This window comes from Novosphingobium sp. Chol11 (assembly GCF_900218065.1).
Lineage (GTDB): Bacteria > Pseudomonadota > Alphaproteobacteria > Sphingomonadales > Sphingomonadaceae > Sphingobium > Sphingobium agri.
Genome location: NZ_OBMU01000001.1, coordinates 1,534,648 through 1,555,914, shown reverse-complemented (window position 1 = coordinate 1,555,914; position 21,267 = coordinate 1,534,648). Strand labels below are relative to the sequence as shown.

The 21,267-nt window shown below is 68.3% G+C and carries 24 protein-coding genes; all 24 read right to left on the bottom strand.

Annotated elements, in window-relative coordinates:
• Positions 1–861 (bottom strand): P-type conjugative transfer protein TrbL (trbL, locus tag NCHOL11_RS07715; RefSeq protein ID WP_255254742.1); only part of this gene is annotated, 861 nt, incomplete at its 3' end.
• Positions 858–1,121, bottom strand: coding sequence for a putative entry exclusion protein TrbK-alt (gene trbK-alt, locus NCHOL11_RS07710; RefSeq protein WP_097091772.1), 264 nt, complete (start codon positions 1,119–1,121; stop codon positions 858–860). The genes trbL and trbK-alt, both read right to left, overlap by 4 nt.
• An 8-nt stretch (positions 1,122–1,129) precedes the next feature.
• Complete coding sequence (gene trbJ / locus NCHOL11_RS07705) at positions 1,130–1,846, bottom strand: P-type conjugative transfer protein TrbJ (protein WP_097091771.1); 717 nt, start codon at positions 1,844–1,846, stop codon at positions 1,130–1,132.
• Complete coding sequence (gene trbE, locus NCHOL11_RS07700) at positions 1,843–4,278, bottom strand: conjugal transfer protein TrbE (protein ID WP_097091770.1); 2,436 nt, start codon at positions 4,276–4,278, stop codon at positions 1,843–1,845. Before trbE ends, trbJ begins: the two co-directional genes overlap by 4 nt.
• Entirely contained in the window at positions 4,275–4,556 is a 282-nt protein-coding gene (locus NCHOL11_RS07695) for a VirB3 family type IV secretion system protein (protein WP_097091769.1), read from the bottom strand. The genes trbE and NCHOL11_RS07695 overlap by 4 nt, the downstream gene beginning before the upstream one ends.
• Entirely contained in the window at positions 4,553–4,900 is a 348-nt protein-coding gene (locus tag NCHOL11_RS07690; protein WP_097091768.1) for a TrbC/VirB2 family protein, read from the bottom strand. The genes NCHOL11_RS07695 and NCHOL11_RS07690 overlap by 4 nt, the downstream gene beginning before the upstream one ends.
• A complete protein-coding gene (trbB, locus tag NCHOL11_RS07685; protein ID WP_097091767.1) occupies positions 4,897–5,883 on the bottom strand; it encodes a P-type conjugative transfer ATPase TrbB in 987 nt (328 codons plus the stop codon). Before trbB ends, NCHOL11_RS07690 begins: the two co-directional genes overlap by 4 nt.
• 140 nt (positions 5,884–6,023) lie before the next feature.
• The gene (locus tag NCHOL11_RS07680) at positions 6,024–6,443 is read right to left on the bottom strand and encodes a CopG family ribbon-helix-helix protein (protein ID WP_097091766.1); all 420 of its coding nucleotides are present in this window, start codon (positions 6,441–6,443) and stop codon (positions 6,024–6,026) included.
• Positions 6,440–8,467 (bottom strand): conjugal transfer protein TraG, encoded by a 2,028-nt coding sequence (locus tag NCHOL11_RS07675; RefSeq protein WP_097091765.1) that lies wholly within the window; start codon positions 8,465–8,467, stop codon positions 6,440–6,442. Before NCHOL11_RS07675 ends, NCHOL11_RS07680 begins: the two co-directional genes overlap by 4 nt.
• Positions 8,468–8,487: 20 nt before the next feature.
• Positions 8,488–10,218: a relaxase/mobilization nuclease domain-containing protein gene (locus tag NCHOL11_RS07670; RefSeq protein ID WP_097091764.1), complete on the bottom strand. Its 1,731-nt coding sequence runs from the start codon at positions 10,216–10,218 to the stop codon at positions 8,488–8,490.
• Positions 10,219–10,522: 304 nt separating this feature from the next.
• Positions 10,523–11,185 (bottom strand): lytic transglycosylase domain-containing protein, encoded by a 663-nt coding sequence (locus tag NCHOL11_RS07665; protein ID WP_441339493.1) that lies wholly within the window; start codon positions 11,183–11,185, stop codon positions 10,523–10,525.
• Positions 11,186–11,392: 207 nt separating this feature from the next.
• On the bottom strand, positions 11,393–11,725 hold the full coding sequence (locus NCHOL11_RS07660) for a DUF736 domain-containing protein (protein ID WP_097091762.1): 333 nt from the start codon (positions 11,723–11,725) through the stop codon (positions 11,393–11,395).
• Positions 11,706–12,284 (bottom strand): S26 family signal peptidase, encoded by a 579-nt coding sequence (locus tag NCHOL11_RS07655; protein WP_097091761.1) that lies wholly within the window; start codon positions 12,282–12,284, stop codon positions 11,706–11,708. Before NCHOL11_RS07655 ends, NCHOL11_RS07660 begins: the two co-directional genes overlap by 20 nt.
• A complete protein-coding gene (locus NCHOL11_RS07650) occupies positions 12,281–12,802 on the bottom strand; it encodes a DUF2840 domain-containing protein (protein ID WP_097091760.1) in 522 nt (173 codons plus the stop codon). Before NCHOL11_RS07650 ends, NCHOL11_RS07655 begins: the two co-directional genes overlap by 4 nt.
• A 254-nt stretch (positions 12,803–13,056) precedes the next feature.
• Positions 13,057–13,950: a replication initiator protein A gene (locus NCHOL11_RS07645; protein WP_097091759.1), complete on the bottom strand. Its 894-nt coding sequence runs from the start codon at positions 13,948–13,950 to the stop codon at positions 13,057–13,059.
• A 7-nt stretch (positions 13,951–13,957) separates the two neighbouring features.
• Positions 13,958–14,224: a helix-turn-helix transcriptional regulator gene (locus tag NCHOL11_RS07640; RefSeq protein WP_097091758.1), complete on the bottom strand. Its 267-nt coding sequence runs from the start codon at positions 14,222–14,224 to the stop codon at positions 13,958–13,960.
• A gap of 120 nt (positions 14,225–14,344) precedes the next feature.
• Complete coding sequence (locus NCHOL11_RS07635; protein ID WP_097091757.1) at positions 14,345–15,124, bottom strand: DUF2285 domain-containing protein; 780 nt, start codon at positions 15,122–15,124, stop codon at positions 14,345–14,347.
• 157 nt (positions 15,125–15,281) lie between these two features.
• Positions 15,282–15,536, bottom strand: a complete 255-nt coding sequence (locus NCHOL11_RS07630) for a DNA -binding domain-containing protein (RefSeq protein ID WP_097091756.1) — start codon at positions 15,534–15,536, stop codon at positions 15,282–15,284.
• Positions 15,537–15,675: 139 nt separating this feature from the next.
• Complete coding sequence (locus NCHOL11_RS07625) at positions 15,676–15,927, bottom strand: helix-turn-helix domain-containing protein (RefSeq protein ID WP_097091755.1); 252 nt, start codon at positions 15,925–15,927, stop codon at positions 15,676–15,678.
• 230 nt (positions 15,928–16,157) lie between these two features.
• Positions 16,158–17,003, bottom strand: a complete 846-nt coding sequence (locus NCHOL11_RS07620; protein WP_097091754.1) for a DUF932 domain-containing protein — start codon at positions 17,001–17,003, stop codon at positions 16,158–16,160.
• 429 nt (positions 17,004–17,432) lie between these two features.
• Positions 17,433–17,732 carry a DUF736 domain-containing protein gene (locus NCHOL11_RS07615; protein WP_017502721.1) on the bottom strand — a complete coding sequence of 100 codons (300 nt, stop codon included), beginning with the start codon at positions 17,730–17,732 and terminating at the stop codon, positions 17,433–17,435.
• A gap of 321 nt (positions 17,733–18,053) precedes the next feature.
• Complete coding sequence (locus NCHOL11_RS18020; RefSeq protein ID WP_217991049.1) at positions 18,054–18,185, bottom strand: magnesium transporter; 132 nt, start codon at positions 18,183–18,185, stop codon at positions 18,054–18,056.
• Positions 18,186–18,223: 38 nt separating this feature from the next.
• Positions 18,224–18,703, bottom strand: coding sequence for an SRPBCC domain-containing protein (locus NCHOL11_RS07610; RefSeq protein ID WP_097091753.1), 480 nt, complete (start codon positions 18,701–18,703; stop codon positions 18,224–18,226).
• Between the two features lie 180 nt (positions 18,704–18,883).
• Entirely contained in the window at positions 18,884–21,013 is a 2,130-nt protein-coding gene (locus NCHOL11_RS07605) for a ParB/RepB/Spo0J family partition protein (RefSeq protein ID WP_097091752.1), read from the bottom strand.
• Positions 21,014–21,267 lie beyond the last annotated feature (254 nt).

Sequence of the window (21,267 nt, the reverse complement as noted above, 5' to 3'; positions counted from 1 at the left end):
GCCGGCGATAGCGCCAGCGGCGGCCAGCACGGTTCCCGCCGCCGCGCCTGCGCCGAGCTGCGGGCCGCCGGAGACAATGCCGTTGGCGATGCCGGGGCCGAAGATGGCGAGGCCGAGCAGCGACAGCGCCGCGAGGGCGATCGCCATAACTTGGTTGATGTCGGGCGCGACGCCGAGGCTGGCGTTGGTGAACTGACTGAACAGCGTGGTGCCGATGCCGGTGATGACGGCCAGGACCAGCACCTTGATGCCGGTCGAGACGATGTGACCCAGCACGCGTTCGGCCATGAAGGCGGTGCGGTTGAAGAAGGCGAAGGGAAGCAGCACGAAGCCGGCGAGCGTCACCAGCTTGAACTCGATCAGGGTGATGAAGACCTGCACCGCGATGATGAAGAAGGCGAGCACGACGATGGCCCAGGCCAGCAACAGCACGAGGATCAGCGCGAGGTTCGCGAATACGGCCCAGAGGCTGGAGAACTGGCCGGCCGCATCGAGCAGCGGTTTGCCGGCCTGAAGTCCGGTCGCCGCGATGCTGCCCGGCTTCATGAACTCGACCAGGGTGAGGCTGCCGCCGCTGGCCTTGAGGCCCAGGCCGGCGAAGCTCTCGAAGACGATGGTGGCCAGCGTCTGGAAGTTGCCGATGATGAAGGCGAAGACGCCGATGTAGAGCGTCTTCTTGATGAGGCGCTGAAGCACGTCCTCGTCGGCGCCCCAGGCCCAGAACAGGCCGGCGATCGTCACGTCGATCGCGATCAGCGTCGAGGACAGGAAGCCGACCTCACCGCCGAGCAGGCCGAACCCGCTGTCGATGTAGTTTCCGAAGACGCCGAGGAAGGTGTCGATGACGCTGGTGTCGTTCATCGCCCGGCGCCCTCGGGCTCACCCTGACGGAAGAAGCGGCGGCGGTTCTCCGCCCAAGCCGCTTCGCAGCCGCTGTCCGGCATGGTCAGGCTGGCGCAGCGCTCCAGTTCGCGGGCGAGCCGGCTCGGTCCCGCCTCGTCGCGCACGGTCGCGGGCGGCGCCGACGTTGGGGCGCGATGCTGGGTGGCGGCAACGATCGCCACCGCCATCATCAGGCCGGCCAGCGCCGCGATACCCGCGATTTTCGCCGTGCGCGACATGGGCCGCCTCAGTTGCCCATGAAACGGCGGAAGCGTTCGCGCCCTTCCGCCTCCTCCGCCGAGTGGCGGGCCGATTCCAGCGCCTGCGCCCGGCTCTGGGCGGCGACCAAGGCGGTCAGGTCCGCGAGCTGCTGCGATTGCAGCGCCAGGAGCTGGTTGCCGGCTTGCGATGCCTGGAGCGCGCCGGTCGCGGATTGGCTGGCCGAGACCAGACCGTCCATCGTGGTGCGTGCGCCGTCGATATTGCCGACGACGCCGGCCTGCACGCGCAGCGCATCCTCGAACGCGCCGACGCTATCCTCCCAGCGCGCGTTGGCGTTGGCGACCATTTGCGCATGGTCGCCGGTCAGCGCCGCGCCCTTGTAGCGGTCGGTGAACGCCTGCTGGATGTTCTGGACATCATAGGCGATGCGCTGCGCCTGCCCGAGGAGCTGCTGGGTGCGCTGCACCTGTTGCTGCAACTGCTGGAGCGAGCTGAACGGCAGCGACGCGAGGTTGCGCGCCTGATTGATGAGGCTCGTCGCCTGGTTCTGGATTTGCTGAATCTGGTTGTTGATCTGCTGGAGCGACCGGGCGGCCGTCAGCACGTTCTGCGCATAGTTGGTCGGGTCATAGACGATCCCGCCGAACTGCGCGTGCGCCGGCATGGGCGCGACGATCGGGGCGACGGCCGCGCTGGCGATGACGCCGGCCAGGATGGCGCGGCGCAGGGGAAGTCGGGTCATAGGGGTAGCTCCTGCTGGCTGGGGGGAAGAAGCTCGACCGCCCAGGCGCAGCCGCGATGGCGCAGCCATTCGGCCGCGAAGGCGGCGCGGCCATGCGTGTCGATGATCTCGGCGATGCGGAGCTGATCGGTCTTGGCCGAGGCGGCGGCGAAGGCCAGCGCGACCTCGCCCAAGCCCAGCTCGAACAGGCGATTGCCGCGCCGCGACTGGCAGTAGTAGTCGCGCTTGGGCGTCGCCCGGCTGAGGATTTCGATCTGGCGGTCGTTGAGCCCGAACCGTTCGTAGATGGCGGCGATCTGCGGCTCGGCCGCCCGCTCGTTCGGCAGGAAGATGCGTGTCGGGCAGCTCTCGATGATCGCGGGCGCGATGCTCGACGTCTCGATGTCGGCGAGGCTCTGGGTGGCGAAGACGACGCTGGCGTTCTTCTTGCGCAGCGTCTTCAGCCATTCGCGGAGCTGGGCGGCGAAGTCCGGGCTGTCGAGAACCAGCCAGCCCTCGTCGATGATGATGAGGGTCGGCAAGCCGTCCAGCCGGCCTTCGATCCGGTGGAAGAGGTAGGACAGCACGGCGGCCGCCGATCCGGCGCCGACCAGGCCCTCGGTCTCGAACACCTGCACGGGCGCTTCGCCGAGCCGTTCGGCCTCGGCGTCGAGCAGCCGCCCCCACGGCCCGCCGATGCAGTAAGGCGCGAGCGCCTGCTTGAGCGACTGGCTCTGAAGCAGCACGGCGAGGCCGGTCAGCGTCCGCTCGGACATCGGCGCGGACGCCAGCGAGCCCAGCGCCGACCAGATATGCTCCTTGGCCTGCGGATCGACCGAGACGCCTTCGGACGCGAGCACCGCCGCCAGCCATTCGGCCGCCCAGGCGCGCTCGGCCGGATCGTCGATATGGGCGAGCGGCTGGAGCTGCACGCCGTCGCCGGCCTCGTCGTCCAGCATCCCGCCGAGATCTTGCCAGTCCCCGCCCATGCCGATCGCGGCGGCGCGGATGCTGCCGCCGAAATCGAAAGCGAAGACCTGGCCGTTCTCGTAGCGGCGGAACTGCATCGCCATCAGCGCCAGCAGCACCGACTTGCCGGAGCCGGTGGGACCGACGATCAGCGTATGGCCGACATCGCCGACGTGAAGGGAAAACCGGAACGGGGTAGAGCCTTCGGTTCTTGCGTAGAGCAAGGGGGCTGCACCGAAATGCTCGTCCCGTTCCGGCCCCGCCCATACTGCTGACAGGGGGATCAGGTGGGCGAGATTGATGGTGGAGATCGGGGGCTGGCGGACGTTGGCGTAGGTGTGGCCGGGAAGACTTCCCAGCCATGCCTCGATCGCGTTCATGCCCTCGGGAATGACGGTGAAATCGCGGCCCTGGATGACCTTCTCGACCAGCCGCAGCTTCTCCGCGGCGATGGTAGGATCACGGTCCCACACCGTCACCGTGGCGGTGACATAGGCCATGCCGGCATAATCCGCGCCCAGCTCCTGCAGGGCCATGTCGGCGTCGGCCGCCTTGTTGGAGGCGTCGGAGTCCATCAGGACCGACGCCTCGTTAGTCATGACTTCCTTGAGGATCGCGGCGACCGACTTGCGCTTGGCGAACCACTGGCGACGGATGCGCGCGAGCAGCTTGGTCGCGTCGGTCTTGTCGAGCATCAGCGCCCGCGTCGCCCAGCGATACTCGAAGGCGAGCCGGTTCAGCTCGTCGAGTAGGCCGGGGAACGTCGCGGTCGGAAAACCGACGATGGTGAGCGTGCGGAGATGGTGGTCGCCCAGGCGGGGCTCCAGCCCGCCGGTCAAGGGCTCGTCGGCCAGCAGCGCGTCGAGATACATCGGCGTTTCGGGGACACGCACGCGCTGGCGGCGCGTGGAGATTGTGCTGTGCAGGTAGGTCAGGGTCTCGGCGTCATCGAGCCAGCGGACCTCGGGCACGAAACCTTCGACCAGATTGAGCACGCGATCAGTGCGGTCGGTGAAGCCCTTGAGCAGCTCCCAAGGATCGACGCCGGTGCGCGAGCGCCCCTCGTAGAGCCATGCTTCGGCGCGCGCCGAATCCTCGGCCGGCGGCATCCACAGCAGCGTCAGGTAATAGGCGCTCTCGAAGTGGGCGCCTTCCTCGCGGAACTGTTCGCGCCGCTCCATGTCCACCAGCGCGGACACGGGATCGGGAAACGCGGCGTCGGGATAGTCGAGCGCGGGCGAGCGCTGCGCCTCAACGAAGATCGCCCAGCCGGAGCCGAGCCGGCGGAGCGCATTGTTCAGCCGCGCGGTGGTGGCGACCAGCTCGGCCGGCGTGGCGCTGTCGAGATCGGGGCCGCGGAAACGCGCGGTGCGTTGAAAGCTGCCGTCCTTGTTCAGCACGACGCCTTCGGCGACGAGCGCGGCCCAGGGCAGGAAGTCGGCCAGGCGGTCGGCCTTGTTCCGATATTCGCGCAGGCTCATCATGGCCGCACCCAGGCCGGATAGCGCAGGTGCCGCCGCGCCACGTCCACGAACTGCGGATCGCGGCGCGCAGCCCAGACCGACAGGGCGTGACCGACCGCCCAGATGACCAGGCCCGCGATCCAGAGCCGCAGGCCGAGCCCGATCGCGCCCGCCAGCGTGCCGTTGACGATGGCGAGCGCGCGCGGTGCGCCGCCGAGCAATATCGGCTCGGTCAGCGCCCGATGGACCGGCGCGAAATAGCCGGCGATCGGCTCTACGGGATCGGCCGCTCCGGTCATGCGATCAGCGCTCCGCCCCCGAAGGAGAAGAAGCTGAGGAAGAAGGAACTGGCCGCGAAGGCGATCGACAGGCCGAACACGATCTGGATGAGCCGGCGGAAGCCGCCCGACGTATCGCCGAAGGCGAGCGTCAGGCCCGTCACGATGATGATGATGACCGCCACGATCTTGGCGACCGGCCCCTCGATGCTTTCGAGGATCGACTGGAGCGGCGCTTCCCACGGCATCGAGGAGCCGGACGCATAGGCCGGCGTGGTGGCGAGGAAGCCCGCGGCGGTGATGCCGAGGATGCCGAAGCGGTCGAGCGCGCTGCCGGCGAGAAGCCGGACTTTGAGTCCTTTCATGATGCGTCTCCAAGGTTGGGGGATGTGAGGGAGGTCAGGCGGTAGTCGCCGGTCGCGGCGTCGAGCCCATCGACGTGGGCCAGCTCGGTGAGCCGGCGGCCGGCCCCATCGCGGACCAGCACGGCGATGAGGTCGATGGTCTCGGCCAGCAGCGCACGGGGGACCGTGACGACGGCCTCTTGGATGAGCTGCTCCATTCGACGCAGCGCGCCGAGCGCGGTGCCGGCGTGGATCGTGCCGACGCCGCCGGGGTGGCCGGTGCCCCAGGCTTTGAGGAGGTCGAGCGCTTCGGCGCCGCGCACCTCGCCGATGGGGATGCGGTCGGGCCGGAGCCGAAGACTGGAGCGCACGAGATCGGACAGCGAGACGACGCCATCCTTGGTCCGCATGGCGACCAGATTGGGCGCGGCGCATTGCAGCTCGCGCGTGTCTTCGATCAGGACGATGCGGTCGGTGGTCTTGGCGACTTCGGCCAGCAGCGCATTGACCAGGGTGGTCTTGCCGCTGCCGGTGCCGCCGGCCACGAGGATGTTGGCGCGGGCGGCGACACCTTCGCGCAGCGCGGTCGCCTCGGCGGCCGACATAATCCCGGCGCCTGCGTAGTCGTCGAGGGTGAAGACAGCGACGGCGGGCTTGCGGATCGCGAAGGCCGGCGCGGCCACCACGGGGGGAAGCAGCCCCTCGAACCGTTCGCCGCCTTCCGGCAGCTCGGCTGAGACGCGGGGGCTGCGCGCATGAACTTCGACGCCGACATGGTGCGCGACCAGGCGCACGATCCGCTCGCCATCGGCGGCGGCCAGCAGCTCGCCAGTGTCGGCGATCCCTTCACCGAGCCGATCGACCCATAGCCGCCCGTCGGGGTTCAGCATCACCTCGATGACGGCGGGGTCTTCCAACCACGTCGCGATCGACGGTCCCAAGGCGGTGCGCAGCATCCGTGCGCCGCGTGTCTTGGCTTCGGATCGGATCGGGTGGACGGTCAAGGATGAGCCCCTGAATTGGGCCGGGCGAACCGCCGCCCGGCTTCAGGGACACATCAAGAGAGACAGAAAAGGACGCGCTTCAACAAGTAAATGCGGGCGTCGTAGTCTGGCGTAGAGATACAAGAACTGGCGTAGTGCGCCTATTCTTCTTGAGGCGGCAAGTCCTCGCCGATCTCCTGCCGGACCTTCGGTCCTTTCGCGAGTCGGCGGCCGAGCGCTTCCATGAAAGCGTCATAGCGGTCGCCGCCCTGCCGACGCATGGCGGCACGCTCCGCCTCGGGCGGCGATGGCGTGTTCGACAGCCAGAAGCGCACGAACAGCGCGATCATCTCGACGCCGATCCCGACATCACGCTCCAGCCGGGTCTGGCGGCGGTCGAGCCGGTCGAGCCGCTTGGCGATGGCCGCCTCGCGCTGCTCGTCGGCATCGGGCGAGAGGAAGGACGCGATGGCCGCCTCGGCGACGAGCGAGCGCGATTTGCCTCTGCGGTCGGCGTAAGCCGCGAGCGCCTGCATCAGCTCCGGGTCGAGATAGACCGAGAATGGAGTCTTGGTGGTCATAGCTCGATGCCATCACCGGGATCGAGCGACGCCTGCCGGGCAACACCCTGCATCTGGCGGCGCACGGCCGCCTGCCGGGCCGCGTCGCCATCTGGCTCCGGCTCCGGCTCGTCCAGCTCGAACTCGTTGGCGGGGGCGGGCTTGGGCGGCGGCGCGATGTCGATATGCCGTTCCATGTCGGGTTGCCGACGCAGGCCGGCGTTGGTGGCGTCTTCTTCCTCCAGCTCCTCCTTGTGCGCGGCTGCGCCCGGCCGATCTTGCGGAGGTTCGGGCTGGGGCTCGGCCGGCGCGGCGATCGGCGGCAAGCTGCTCCAGTCGTCAGGACGGGGCTTGTCCTGTCCGGCCCTCGGATCGGGTGGCGGCAGCACCCGTTCGGTGAACCGGCGATCCTTGTAGTAGCGAATCTTCGTCGCACGGATCGGATGCACGCCCGCGACCATGACGATCTCGTCGGCGGACGGGAGCTGCATCACCTCGCCGGGCGTGAGGAGCTGCCGAGCCGTCTCCGAGCGCGACACCATCAGATGCCCGAGCCAAGGCGCGAGCCGATGGCCGGCATAGTTCTTCATTGCCCGCATCTCGGTGGCGGTGCCCAGCGCGTCGGAGATGCGCTTGGCGGTGCGCTCGTCATTGGTCGCGAACGAGACGCGGACATGGCAGTTGTCGAGGATCGCGTTGTTGGGACCGTATGCCTTCTCGATCTGGTTGAGGCTCTGTGCGATCAGGAAGCACTTGATCTTGTAGCCAGCCATGAAGGCCAGCGACGTCTCGAAGAAGTCGAGCCGGCCTTCCGACGGGAACTCGTCGAACATCACGAGCAGCTCGTGGCGCCCGGCCGCCGGAGCGAGATCCTCAGTCAAGCGCCGCCCGATCTGATTGAGCATGAGCCGGATGAGCGGCCGGGTGCGCGAGATGTCGGACGGTGGGACCACGAGGTAGAGCGTGGTCGGGCGCGGCGCGTCGACCAGATCGGCGATGCGCCAGTCGCAGCGTCTCGTCACCTGGGCGACGACGGGATCGCGATACAGGCCCAGGAACGACATGGCGGTCGAAAGCACGCCCGATCGCTCGTTGGCCGACTTGTTGAGCAGCTCGCGCGCGGCGCTGGCGACGACGGGATGAACGCCGGCCTCGCCCAAGTGCGGCGTGGTCATCATCGCCCGCAGCGTCGACTCGATGGGTTGGCGCGGGTCCGAAAGGAACGCCGCGACGCCGGCCAGCGTCTTGTCCTCGCCGGCATAGAGAACATGGAGGATCGCGCCGACCAGCAGCGCATGGCTGGTCTTCTCCCAGTGGTTACGCTTCTCCAATGAGCCTTCGGGGTCCACCAGCACGTCGGCGACGTTCTGCACGTCGCGCACCTCCAAGGCGCCTTTGCGGATTTCGAGCAGCGGATTGTAGGCGGCCGATCGGGCATTGGTCGGGTCGAACAGCAACACCCTCGTCTGGCCCGCGCGAAAGCCAGCGGTGAGCGTCCAGTTCTCTCCTTTGATGTCATGCACGATGACCGAGCCCGGCCAGGTCAGCAGGGTCGGCACCACAAGACCGACGCCCTTGCCGCTCCGGGTCGGCGCGAAGCACAGCACATGCTCCGGGCCGGCGTGCCGCAGATAGTCGCGGCCGAGCCGCCCGAGCATGACACCGTTCGGACCTAGCAGCCCGGCGGCCTCCACCTCCTTGCGCTCCGCCCAGCGGGCCGATCCATAGGTTTCGGCGTTCTTCAGCTCCCGCGCCCGGCGCACGGACATTCCGATAGCGACGATGAAGCCGAGGAATCCGCCCGACGCCGCGATGGCCGCGCCGATCGCGAATATCCTCGGCGCATATGCCTCGAAGAAGAAAATCCAGAAGAAGAAGGCGTAGGGCGGATAGATCGGCCAGTCGCCGAGCATGAACCAGGGCGGGCCAAGCTGCGGCTGATAGTCCAGCGCCGCGGCGGTCCATTGGGTTGCGGTCCATATCGCGGCGACGATGATCGCGAAGACGGTAATGACCTGGCCCCAGAGAATCTTGGTGGCGGGCATCGGCTATCTCCTTGGAAAGATCACAGCCCGAGCCCCCGACCGCGCCCGAACGACCAGTCCACGCCCCCGTCGCCGCGCAGGACGCCGGAGATGTGCTTGCCGATCTGGCGGTCGAGCGAGGGCGACCAGGGCACGAGTTGGAAGCCAAGGCCGTCGTCGATCATCGCGAAGCGGCCGGAGGCGAGCGTCAGGCGCTGGCGCACGGTGCCGGCGACATATTCGCCGGCCTTCGACGGGGTGTGCGGCAGGCCGACCTCGGCGGATAATTCCTTGGCGGCCGCGTCCAGCTCGCGCCGCTTGAGCGTGTCGAGCAATCCGCGCGCGAAGATGATGCGCTTACCGTGCCTGCGGGCCAGACCATCATCGGCGAGATGCTCGGCGCGCGCCTCCATCGCGGCGCGCACTTCGGTCCCGAACCCGCCGCCGAGGTCGCGGCCGTCGCTCGAAAGGTTCCGGCGGTCGAGCCAGGTCGCCCCCGGCGCGCGGACCTGTGCGCCGATGTCCATGTCGGAGCGCACGGCCAGCGCCACCCGCTGGCGGCCCTTGCGGTCCTCGAAGCGGCGCAGTTCGACGATGGCGCCCGGCCGGCAATCGCCGGTCGCTTCGATGTCGGGAAGCTGGACATGGTGCGTGCGCCCGTCGAGCCCGTCGACGATCGCATAGGCCCGGCCGGTCAGCTCATCGTGGAGTCCGCGATCGACCAGCCTGCCGATGACGGGCTGCGCAGGATCGGGTTCGAGCACATAGCTGGCGGCTCCCCGGTCGATGCCGCGATCGGTCATCGCCTTGTGCATCCGCTTGATGATGTCGTCGCGCTCGCCCAGCTCGCGCAAGGCGGCTTGCGCGTCGCTCGCGAGCGTCCATTGGCCCGGCGCGATCTCGCTGGCGAGGCCGAGGCCCTCCAGCTTGCGCAGTCGTCCCATCCTCAGCGCATGGTCGCCGTCCGGCCGAACACCGACCTCGGGCGCCATGTCGATCAGGCCGTCGCGCTGCATGGCCCGCGACAGGTCGCGGTCGATCTCGGTCCAGCGCTCGGCTTCGACCTGCCGCTCCAGCGATTGGCGGATGTCGAGATCGCTGCGCAGCCCCAGCTCGCGGGTGACGATTTCGCGCGCGGCCGCCCGCATCCCCTCCCGGATATAGTCGCGCGAGATGACGAGGTTCTGTCCGTCCTCGGCGACACCGCGCACGATGACGTGGACGTGCGGGTTGTCAGTGTTCCAATGCTCGACGGCCCGCCAGTCGAGACGGGTGCCGAGATCCTTTTCCATCCGCGTCATCAGCTCGCGGGTGAAGCCCTTCAGGTCGCCCATCTGGGGCGCGTCCTCGGGCGAGACGATGAAGCGAAAATGGTGCCGATCGTTCTCACACCGCGCGGCGAACTCGTTGCGGTCGAGGCCCTCGGCCTCTGCGCCGAACAGCACGCCCTTCTCGCCGTCGCGGGTGACGCCATCGCGTTGCAGATAGTTGAGGTGGGCGGCGAGCGAGGCGCGGCCGCCGTGGCGGACCACGCGCGCCTTCACGACGACCTGACGCGATCGGTGGCCGAGCCGGTGGGTGGCGCGCAGGCTCGCGACCCGTCCCCGGCCAAAGGTCGAGCGGCCCGGCGCGATGATCCGGCCCCGGCGCGAGACAAAGCCGCCGGCCCGCTGCGCGGCGGCGAGCGCCTGGGCGATTACGGGCAGCGCGCGCTGGCCGCCGCGCGAGCGGATACGGCCAGGCCGGATGCGGAAATCCTCGTCGCCGCTCATGGCGCGGCGCTCGGCACAGTGCGGAAAACCCTGGGCGGTGCTGGTTTCCAGCCCGCGCCGCACAGTGCGGGATTTCCGCACACATTGCGCAGCAATGCCCAAAAGCCTTGAGAATCAAGGCCACGACCGAGGCGCAGGGGCTCCGCACATTGCCGCCCTTTATCTTGCCCTCGCTGCCTTCCCTGCACAGTCAGAGCCTTCTTCCCTGCCGGCGCTGCGAAAGCCTGCGACGGACCCCGCCAACCCACGCGAACGTGCCTGCCGGATGCGATCAGCCGGAAAGCGGGAGCGGGCTCGGACGCGATCATTGCGGAGGCCGGCCGGAAACAGGGACGAACAGGCTTGCCGGGCGCGACGTCACAGCCGCCGCCGCGAGCGTCGGAGATGCGGCCGGCGGGGCTTCCGGCGACGTGGCGGCGGCGGGCGAAGCAGCGTCTCCGCGCACGGGAAACAGCCCCGCGACGCGCCAGGCGAACGGATCGGGCGACGGCGCGGCGAGAGGCTGGATGTCGCTCGAACCGCCGGTGATCGACGCCAGTTTGGCGAGATAGGCGAGCGTCTCGGTGGGCAGCGAACGGCCGCGCGACAGATAATCGTCATAGCGGCCCGGACCGGCATTGTAGGCGGCCAGCATCGCCGTCGCGTTGCCGTAGCGGTCGAACATCTCGCGCAGATAGGCCGCGCCCGCCATGATGTTGTCGCGCACGTTATAGGGGTCCGAGCCCAGGCCATAGCGTGCGCGCAGGCCCGCCCATGTGCCGGGCATGATTTGCATCAAGCCGATCGCGCCGACGGATGAAACGGCGCTGACATCGCCGTTGCTTTCGGCCCGCAGGACGGCCCAAATCCAGCGCTCAGGGATGCCGAAGCGGCGTGACGCCTCGGCGACAGGATCGGCATAGGGATGGCTCGCGGACGTCCGTTCGCCCGGCGCGTCCTGCGCCAGCGCCGCGCCCGGCGAGGCCAGCAGCAAGATCGCCAGACCGACAACCGATCCGACTCCGCTCCGCCGCCAGCCTGCCAGCGTGCTCGCTCCGGCAAAGGGTGCGCGCGAAGCGCCGGCCAAGGGCCGCCCTTGACCTTCGCTGCGCGCGCCGGCCGGCCTGCGACCGAGCGGGACGAAGGGATGAGACGGCTTTCCCGCGAACAAAGGGATGAGCGGGGATGTCACCGATCAACTCCGATCTTCGCGCGGCCGGGGCCGCTTCCACGACAGCCGCAGCGCCTTTCCTTCGGCGTCGGCGCGGAACAGCACCGGCCGGAACGGCGCGGTGAAAAGCGGGCTGTCGATCTCCAACGCGACGTAATCGCCCGCCCGTTCGCCGACCCGTTTCCAGCCGCCGCCGACATCGGGGCCGTCCTCGTCGACGAGGTGGATGCGGTAGTCGGGCGCGTTTTCGGCGTCGCTTGGATCGAGGGCGACGAGCACGATGAACTCGTTGACGCCGAACAGCCGGACGGTTCCGGCATAGCCGTTGCCGGTCGGTTCAAAGATGTTTGCGGGCATGGTCGATCTCCTTGTCGTTGCGGATGGAAGGCGCCGGGGATTGCGGGCGCAGATAGAGCGGCGTCGCGCGCCCGATGACGGCGGCGACCGGCAACGGGCCGAAGTAGCGGCCGTCCAGGCTGTCGGGGACGGCGGGATTGAGCAGCAGCAGTTCGTTTGGCCGGAGGATGCGGCAGCCCTGCCAGACCGGCAGCGGACGGCCCCGGCCGTCACGCGCGCGAGCTGTGGCGACGGGCCGCGCATCGACGCTCACCGTCGCGCCGATCCGGCACACGCGCTGGCCGTCCTTCGCCGCGACATGCTTCAGCAGCGGCACGCCTTCCGGCAGATAACCGCGCGCGGAAAGCCAGCGCGCCAGCCCTCGGGGCGGTGTGACGGCGACAAGCGCGCCGGTGGGCGGATCGCGATCCGGCTGGATGCGGTAGAGCCCGATCGGCGCGCTGGCGCTGGCGTTCCAGATGACGCGCGGAAGCGGCTCGACGACGGCAACGGTGGCGAACGAAATCGCGAAGCCGGACGCGGCGACAGCCGTGGCGATGACATAGCGGCGGCGCGTCATCCCTCGATCTCCCGGCGCTTGAGCCAGGCGCTATGGCGCTCCGGGGTGTAGAGACGCGGCTGATTGCCGGCGGCGATGCGGTTGTGGACGTGCCGCCAATGGTCGGGCGCGGTGTCGCAGGGATCGACGCCGGCCGCCTCCACCGCGTCGATCGCGGCGAGCACTTGGCTCACCTTCGGCCAGCCTTCGATCTTGAGCAGGATGTCGCCGCCCGGCCGCACGAACGGCAGCGTCGTGTAGGGCTCGTTGGCGGCGACCGCGCGCACCACGTCGATGCGCGAGACGATCGTGCCGTAGTCGTTGGACGCCCAACGGACGAAGGCGAAGACGGCGCCTGGTCGAAAGCCGACGACGCGCGTTCGGCGGGTCAGGATGCGATCCTCGGCGATGCGGCCGAAGCGTATCCAGTGCTCCAGCTTCTTCTCAATCCAGGTCAGCTCGACATGGGTGAGGCCGTCACGGGCGAGCGCGCTGAACGCGCCGCCGGAGCGGACGGCCGGGGGCCGGTCGTCGATCATCGGTTGTCTCCGGGGATGAGCCGCGATGTGCGCGGCGCGATGGCGGCGGCCGGGCGACCGGCCGAATGGCGCCGGGCCGTCCACAGCCGCGCGCGCCGTTAGCAAGAATCCGAAGGATTCTTTTCTATTAGCATCGTTAGAAGGGAACGGATTTCGCGAGGATTCCTGCGGGTTTGCGGGTGCCGCGCGTTCCCGATAGTCCGTGTCGCGCGTTCCTGATCGTCCGACTCCGGGCGTTCCTGATAGTCCGTGTCTCATCGCCGATTCTCCACAGGCTTGAGACCGACGCGGCGCATGGCGGCATCGAACGGATCGACGGGGATCGGCGTGAAATTGAGCCGGTCGCGGCCGAGCGCATGTTCGAGCGTGAGGACGTAGCCGGGGAGCGGCTGGCGGGCGACGATGGCGCGCAGCTCGAACGCGAAGCGGCGCAGCGGCGAGAGGACGCCCGACTTGAGATGAAGGTGCGGGACGTCGAAGCTCCAGCCGCCGCCCTGCCGTCCGCCGTGCTTGCGCACGATGCGGTAGAGCCAGCGTTCGAGGCCGCCGGTCAGATCGAAATAGGCGCGGTCGATCGTCAGCACGAGCGCGCGATCGAGCACGCCGACATAGAACCAATCGGGCAGGATCAGCTCGATGCCCAACGCGCGACCGCTGCCGTCCGCCAGTTCGCGCCACTCGTTGATCCATGAGAAACGATGGCGCCGCCGCTGGTGCTGCTGACGGATCGAGGTGGCGACAGTGGTGGATTGAAGCCGGTCCAGCGCCGCCTTCAGGCGCTCATAGCTCGCCTTGCCGGTGCCGCGCCCGGTGAAAGCCAGTATCTCGTGCGGCGTCGTCACCATCAGCCGCGAGGTCGGCCGGCCCGCGTCCCGCGCGGAGATGAGCTGACTGGCGGCCCAGATGAGCACGTCGGCGTCCCAAATAGTCGCCATGCCATGCTCCGGCACGGCCTCCACCGAGATCCATGTCGCGCCCATGCGGAAGTCGATCGGCGCCACGCGCTTGGTCTTGGCCAAGCTGAAGAAGGGCCAGGACATCAAGTCCTGCGCGTCGCGTGCGGCAAGGTCGCCGGGGACGGAGCGGAACAGCTCAAGCTGCGTCCGCTCGGCGCTGGCCCGGCCGGAATGGGGACGTGCGGCCTGCATCGGCCTGTCAGCGCCGGACGCAATCGGAGGGCAGGCGCTTGGCGGGATGGACCACGCCGGCCCCGGTGTCGGAGGTCGAGCGACGGGTGCCCAGCGCCGCCCAGGCTTCGAGATCGTCGATCGCATAGACGATGCGGCCGCCGAGCCTGCGGAATACCGGCCCGGTGCCGAAGCAGCGGTGCTTTTCCAGCGTGCGGGCCGACAGGCCGAGGTGGATCGCCGCGTCGGGCGTCTTGAGGTAGCGCGGCGTGGTGACGGCCACAGGCTCGGTCATGATGATCCTCCTGATGATGGCCGGCGCCCGAAAGGCAGGCCGGCGGACAGGAGGCGATGGTGGCGAAATGACCCCTATGCGAAGAAGGGACACCGCCGGAGGGCGTGAGAACGTCCCCTCTCAGCCGCCACGCAACAGGCGGACATAGCCGCCGTCGCGCAGCTCGATCGCCTCGGCGATCCAGCGGCGGACGCGCTTGCGCTCCTTGCTTTCAACCCAGTCTGCGGCGCTGTAGCGACGGACCTTCTGGTGGATGAGCGAGGCGGCCAGCTCCCGCTGGGTGGCGCCCGCCTGAAGTCCGTCGAGCACCTGTAGCAGCGTGAGCAGATGCAGGCGCCGAAAGGGTGGTGGTCGCAGCGTCGGCGGACCCGCCGCCATGCCATTGAGGCGGCGGCACAGCCGCTCGGCTGCCGCAAGACGTGCGAACGGATCGGCCCCGATCGGCAGCATCATCGCCAACGGGCCGTCCAGCGCGCCCGCGACCCAGATATGCTCGTCGCCATCGGAATCGGCGAGAATGAGGTGCAGATATTCGCCGATCCGTATCCGCGCGCGGACGGCGCCGAGCCGCTTCGCGTCGATGTCCGGCGTCGCGCCGATGTCGGCTGGCGCCGGAGCGAGGACGATGCTGGCCGGCGACAGGTCCGGTCGAGCGACCACCAGCTTGGGATCGAAGGCCGTCGTCGGCTCTGCGTGAAAGCTGATGCCCCAGCGCCGCACCAAGCCGGTGGTGGCGTCGTCGGCGGTGATCGTTCCGCGCTTCACGCGCCGCAGCGCGCGGGCATAGTCGGCGCGGTAGCCCGGATTGCGGCTGAGGTAGCCGAGGGCGATGTCGGAATATGCGAGCGCATCGCTCCCGGCTTCGTCCGGGGGCGCGCGCCAGTCCCTCTCAGGCGGCATACGCCCCTCCCAAGCATGGCCCTCTACGGAGCGCGTCGGGAGATGTTCTCAGTCGCGCGGTTGGCGAGAAGTCCTGCCGCGCGCTCCGGCGCATAGCGGATTTAAGGCAGCGGAAGGGCGCAGGCCCGGCGAACCGTGCGGGCCTCGCGGCCGCCGGTCAGGGCCGAAGGTAATGACGATAGCCAGCCTCGCACATCCACCGCGCGCGCGCGAGATGGGAGTCATAGACGGTCCTGGCGCGCTCCGGCTCGGCGGCCGGGTCGATGCCAAAGATGATGTGGACAGCCTCGCGCCAGTCGGCCTTCTCCTCGGCCGCGTCGAGCAATCGCCAATAGGTGAGATGATGGCGTTCGTCATAGGGGGTGACGTGGGGCGCGTCCGGGGCGCGATCCTCGAAAGCGGCTATCCCCATCGCCTAGCTCCCGCCCCAGCCATCGCCCCCTTCGCGCGCCGATTTACCAAACATACACCAGAATGGATCGAAGTAATCCTACCGCCTTCGCTATCGCGATATGATGACAGACGGATAAGTTCTTCTGCGCTCCGCCCCATTACTGCGGGGAAGTCTCCTGCGATCCGCGCACCAGCATTAGCCCTTGCCCGCGATCCGAATCGAGAAAAACAATCCCCGCTGCCTCCAATGCCTTGACCACTTGATGCCGCGTGTCCTCGCGCACCGACAAATCGCTTTCGGATTCCAGACGCTTGAGCGCAGTCAACGCAACAAGGGCCTTGTCGGCAAGCATCTCCTGAGTCCAACCGAGAAGCGCACGAGCGGCCCGCACTTGGCGGGAAGTGATCATGCGCGATCACGTCCACGAGCCGAGCGCCCTACGCTATGAAAACGACTATTATAGTCGTCTTGAGCTATTGGGAATAGAAAACGCGAGCCGGGCGAAAGCCCGGCGAGCTCGTCCGCCTTGGCCGTCGCGCGGACCTTGGGACGCGCGACGACCGCCGATCCGGGGAGCGGGTCGGCGGCCTGCGCAGTCGGGGAAGCCATAGGGCCGGAACCGACCCTATGGCCTCGCGGTCAACCTGCCTTGAGGCGCTGCATCCCTTCGGCCAGCGTCCAGAGCGCGCGGTTGAGGGTGACATTTTGGTCGATGCCGTTGATCGGGCGGGACCGGCTGCGCCGGATGCTGCCCTCGGCGTTCTGCCTGCGGCCATGCAGCCCGCCGCGAATGACGTTCTCCTGAATGACGTTGAACGTCGTCCACAGGCTGCGGTCGGTGTCCTCGCGGCGGCGCGGCTCGATGATCTGCTCGGGGCGAAGCGGGCTTTCGTCCTCGCCATAGCGGGCGACAAGGCTGACCTCGCCGAGCAAGCGCTGCTCGTCCTCCGAAAGCCGAACCTGCTTCATGCTCTCGCTGGCGTCGATCAGCCGGGGGAAGTCCTCGGCCACGGTGTAAACGCCTTCGATGATGTCGTGCTGGATATTGCCCTTATGCGGCACGCGGATTTCCTCGAACCGCTCGCCCGCGATCATGCTGTTGGTGCAGACAAACCGCAGCATCCCGGCGAACATCTGATAGGCGCTGGTTCCGTCATGGCTGTTGACGATGATGACCTCGGCGGCCTCGGGCTTGCCGATGCCTCCGTCCCGGCGCAGCCGCAGCATATGCTTGGCGTGGCCGTGGCGGCTGCCGTCACGCGGAACCGACTGGACGGCGAAGAACGGGAACCATCCTTCCCGGCGCAGCCCCTCCACGATGTCGATGGTGGGGACATAGACATAGCGCTCCGAACGGCTGTCGTGCGCCTCGTTGGCGAAGATTGATGGGACGTGGCGATACAGCGCCTCGTTGTCGAGCGGCTCGCGCCCGCTGATCTGATGGGCGTTGCGGCCGAACCGGGTGGCGAGGTGGTGGATGCTCATGCTCTTTCCTTCCGTGGGCTTGGGTTTCCGCGCAGCGGAGCGCCGCGCTGAAACCCTGCCCGTCGGCGAGACCGGGGGTGCAACCGGAGCGGGCGGCTTCGCGGGGAACCGGCTGCACGGAACGCGAAGCGTGGAGGAAGCTGGGCGGAAGCCGCTCCGAAGGGCGCTGGGGGCAGAGCCCCAAGCAACCGCGCCGCGCCTGGCGGCGCATGATGGCCCTGCCCGCAGGCGGGCTCGCCAGGCGGGGTCTCCCGCCCGCAGGCCCGTTCTCGAGAACGGGCCTGCGGCTCGCGGCGTTCGGGCGCGCAAGCGCGCAACGTCCACACCGAGGAATAACCGGCGGCGGCAGCCGCCGACCGCGAGGTTCTCAGCGCCATCCGCCGGAAGCTGGGAAGATGCGCCCCGCCGTGTGGCGGGGCGCCGGTGGGATCAGTCGGACACCAGCTCGTAGTCGCCAGTGGTCTCGTTCTCGAACAGCCGGAGATAGACCGGCGTGCCGCCGGGAAGCGTCAGCTTGAACGAGACGTAATCGCGCTGCTCCTTGCTGGTCTTCTTCCAGGCGGCGCCGAACTCGATGCGCTCGTCGTCGGCCGCCACGATGCGGAAGTCGGGAGCCTTGTCATTGTCCTTGCCGTCGATCGGGCGAAGCTCGACCTGCTCGCGCGTGCCGAAGAAGCGGATTTCTCCGGTGTAGCCGCGATTGGTGGTGGTGAAGATGCCGCGGATCATGTCGTCAGTCCTTTCTTGCCTCGGGACCGCGCCCATCGCGGCCTCGATGGCTGTCGACCGGACGGGGGACGACTGACCTGCACCCGAAGGGCGGAACGAAGTGGCTGGCGGCGGCGCTCGGCTTTTTTGCTTCGCGATGCAAAGCCGGCCGGGCCGGCGGCGGAAAAAAGCCGTGCGACGCCGTTGCGGGTAGGCAGGCGGACCTCGGCCAGACAAGCCTTTTCAGAGGCCGTGTGGCGGCGTGCGGAGAGCAGATGCGGGGAAGACGACGTTGCGGCATCCCTGCGCCACCTCATGTCGCGCCAAGGCGAACCGATCACATCAGAGAAGCGTGCTTTGGAGAATGAGCAGGACGACGCAGTAATAAATGACGATCCCGGTGACATCGACCAGCGTGGCGACGAACGGGGCGGATGCGCTCGCCGGATCGAAGCCCAAGCGCGTCTGGAGCATCCGATCAGCCGCCGTCGGACTGGCCCATTCGGCCAGCGCTATTCGATGAAGGTGGCGAGGTTGCGCAGCGTCGACGCCATTCCGGCCTGGTGGTCGTCCGCGCTGATACCCGGCGGCACGTTCGCGCAGAGGATGGTGACGCGTGTGCCATCGGCAACGGGCGTCAGCGTCGTCGTCACCCGCATCGTTCCGGCGAAGGCAGGATCGTCGGAAGCGAACACCACATCCTCCACGATGCGCTCGTAGGGAAGCAGTTCGACGAACCGGCCGGCGAAGCGGTCCTCCCGTTCGGAGGACTTTCCGACCACGCCGGGCGCGGGATCGTCATAGATAAAGGCCATGAGATAGCCGCCGCCAGCGCGTGCGTCGAACGACTCGATGCGCGCGTGCATCCCCTTTGGCGGCCGCCAGGACGCCACCGATTCGGCGTCGGTCATGGCCCGGAAGATGTCGCGCGGCGGGGCCAGAATCGTGCGTGAGGCCGTGTCGATTCGCGTGCTGTCCGATGCTGTCGCCATGTCGGATCATTAGCCGGAGGCGGGACCATCCGCCAACCGCGACGCGAGCCGGGCCAAGCCCGGCGAGCGCGTTTTCCCTGAACGCCAAAGCGGCCGCGCCCGGACAAGGGCGCGGCCGCGAATTATCCGGCCTTCACGAAGGGAAAGGCCGGAACCGCTCGCGCGGTCCCGGCCCGTCACCTATTCGGCGGCAACCGCATAATGCGACTGGCCCTCGTCCTCCGGTTCCGGCGCGATGGCGTCCGCCTCGATCCCGGTCGGCTGCGCCACGGCGTCCACGCCGTCCTGCGCTTCGGTGTCGGGGGCCTCCGCTTCGGACGGCTGCGCGTCCGCTGCGAAATCCTCCGCCTCCACCGCCTCGGGTTCAACCTCCGGCGCACGCAACAGGACGGGAAGCCAGCCCGTCCCGGCGACAAGCTGCTCCGCCGCGTCGGCCATGTCCGCCTTCTTCATCGGCAGGATGCGCTCGGCTGCCTCGACAGAAACGGCCTCGCTGACGGCCTGCCCGATATGGGCCTTGGTGACGCGCCCGAAATAGCTGCGGGCGGTCGCGGTCCACGTCGCGGTCATGTCGAGGTCAACGGCCTTGGCCAGTCCGTCCGCCGCCTCGATGCGGGCGGTGGAACGCTCCCAAGGCACCTTCACCGCATTGACAGTGAGCGACACGCAATGCGCCAGAAGCTCGGTGCGGCTGTCGCCGTCCAGCGCCGCGAGAAACGGCCACAGGTCCGCCGTATCGTCGGGAAGCTGCGCGCCCCATTGATCGTGCCGCGCCGCAAGCGCTTCGCCCGCGTCGCTGTCCGCGATGCCCTCGGCATGGCTGGCGAGGTCTTCGCTCTTGGCGGTGATGGCGAGGCAGGACTTGCCGAACCCATGATAGAACAGGTCCAGCACAAGCGCATGGGTGAGGGCCACCATCGCCATGTCGGGCTGCCCCCCCAACGCGAGACGGAGGCCGAGTGTCCGGTGGGCCGTGAGGTCACGAACGAGGCTGTCGGAAATGGGCTTGCCCGCGTCGGCCTCGTCCACCTCTTCTTCCTCGTCGGCGTCCTCGTCGTCCTCCACGGCTTCGCCGTCCTCCGCGATGCCACCACCCTCGTCCTCGGTGGCAACCTCGGGCTGCGGCTCGTCCTCGGCGCGGACATAGCCGCGCTCGATCTTCACCTCGCCATTGGAGCCGAGGGAGACGAACACGCCGCCACGCTCGATGATGGCGGGATCGTAGGCCGAGCGCTTGGCGCTGATCGCGTCGATCTCGTCGCTCAACGCCTGCGCCTTCACCGCCACGTCCTCGGGCATGTCCTCATAGGAGTCATAGCCTTCGATCAGGGCGTCGTGCGCCGCCGCCGCCTCGGACAGCCGCGCCTCGTCCTCGTCGGACAAGCCGACAGGCTGCGGATAGTAGCGCCGCATCCCATGACCGTGCGGATAGTCGATACTCGCCTCGGCCCATTTCCAGCCCTCGGCCAATATGTCCCCGGCGATCTCGCGCAACCGCTCCACGGCAAGCGTGTCGAGCAAGCCCGCATCCTCGAAGAAACCGCCGTCATCCTCGGTGAACAGGTCGCGAATGACATTGCCCCCCGCCTCGGCGTAGGCATCGGCGCCGATGAACACGGCCCGCCGATCGCTCGCGGGCACATGGCTCGCGGTGAGGTCGCGCCGGATGATCCACGGCTCCTTGTTCCACGACAGGTTATCGAAAACCTGCTCCTGACGGGCATGGTCGTCGGTGATGGCGAACGCCGCCAACTGGTCGAGCGTCAACCCGTCCTGCCGATAGATGTCCATCAGCTTCGGGCTGACCGCGCCGAGCCGCAGCCGCCGCTTGACGATCTCGGGTGACACGCCGAACCGCGCGCCGATTTCCTCCGCGCCCCATCCCTTGTCGCGGGAAAGCTCGTGGAAGCGCTCAAACTGATCGGCCGGGTGAAGCTGCTCCCGATTGTAGTTCTCATCCAGGCTCACCTCGGCCGGATCGTTCTCGGTGTCGAGCCAGCAGCGGACAAGGTGGTTCTTCCTGATCTCCTTGCGCTTGGCGCGCAGAAGATAGGCGAGCCTGCGTCCTTCGCCAGCGGTGACGAGATAGCAGCCGGTCGGCTTGCCGTTCTTCACCTCCGGCTCGATGACGAGGTTCTGATAAAGCCCCTTGGCTGCGACGGACGCGGCGAGCGCGGCAATGAACTCGTCAGTGTGCGGCACCTTGCGGACGTTCTTCGGGGACTTCTTGAGCTTGTTCAGCGGGACGAACACTGTCTGACCGTCTTGCGCGCTCTGCTCGGTCGCCACGGTTTCGATGGTATCGGTCATTTCCTTATTCCTTGGGCTTGGGTTTCCGCGCAGCGGAAGCGCCGCGCTGAAACCCTGCCCGTCGGCGAGACCGGGGGTGCAAACGGAGGGACGGCTTCGCGGGGAACCGGCTGCACGGAGCGAAGCGGAGGAAGCTGGGCGGAAGACGTTCCGAAGTGCGCCAGGGGCGGAGCCCCAAGCCCCGCGCCGCTCGCGGCGCCACAAACGACGCACCCTTGCGGCGGACGGCCGGCGCGGCGGCGGGCCTGGGGGCC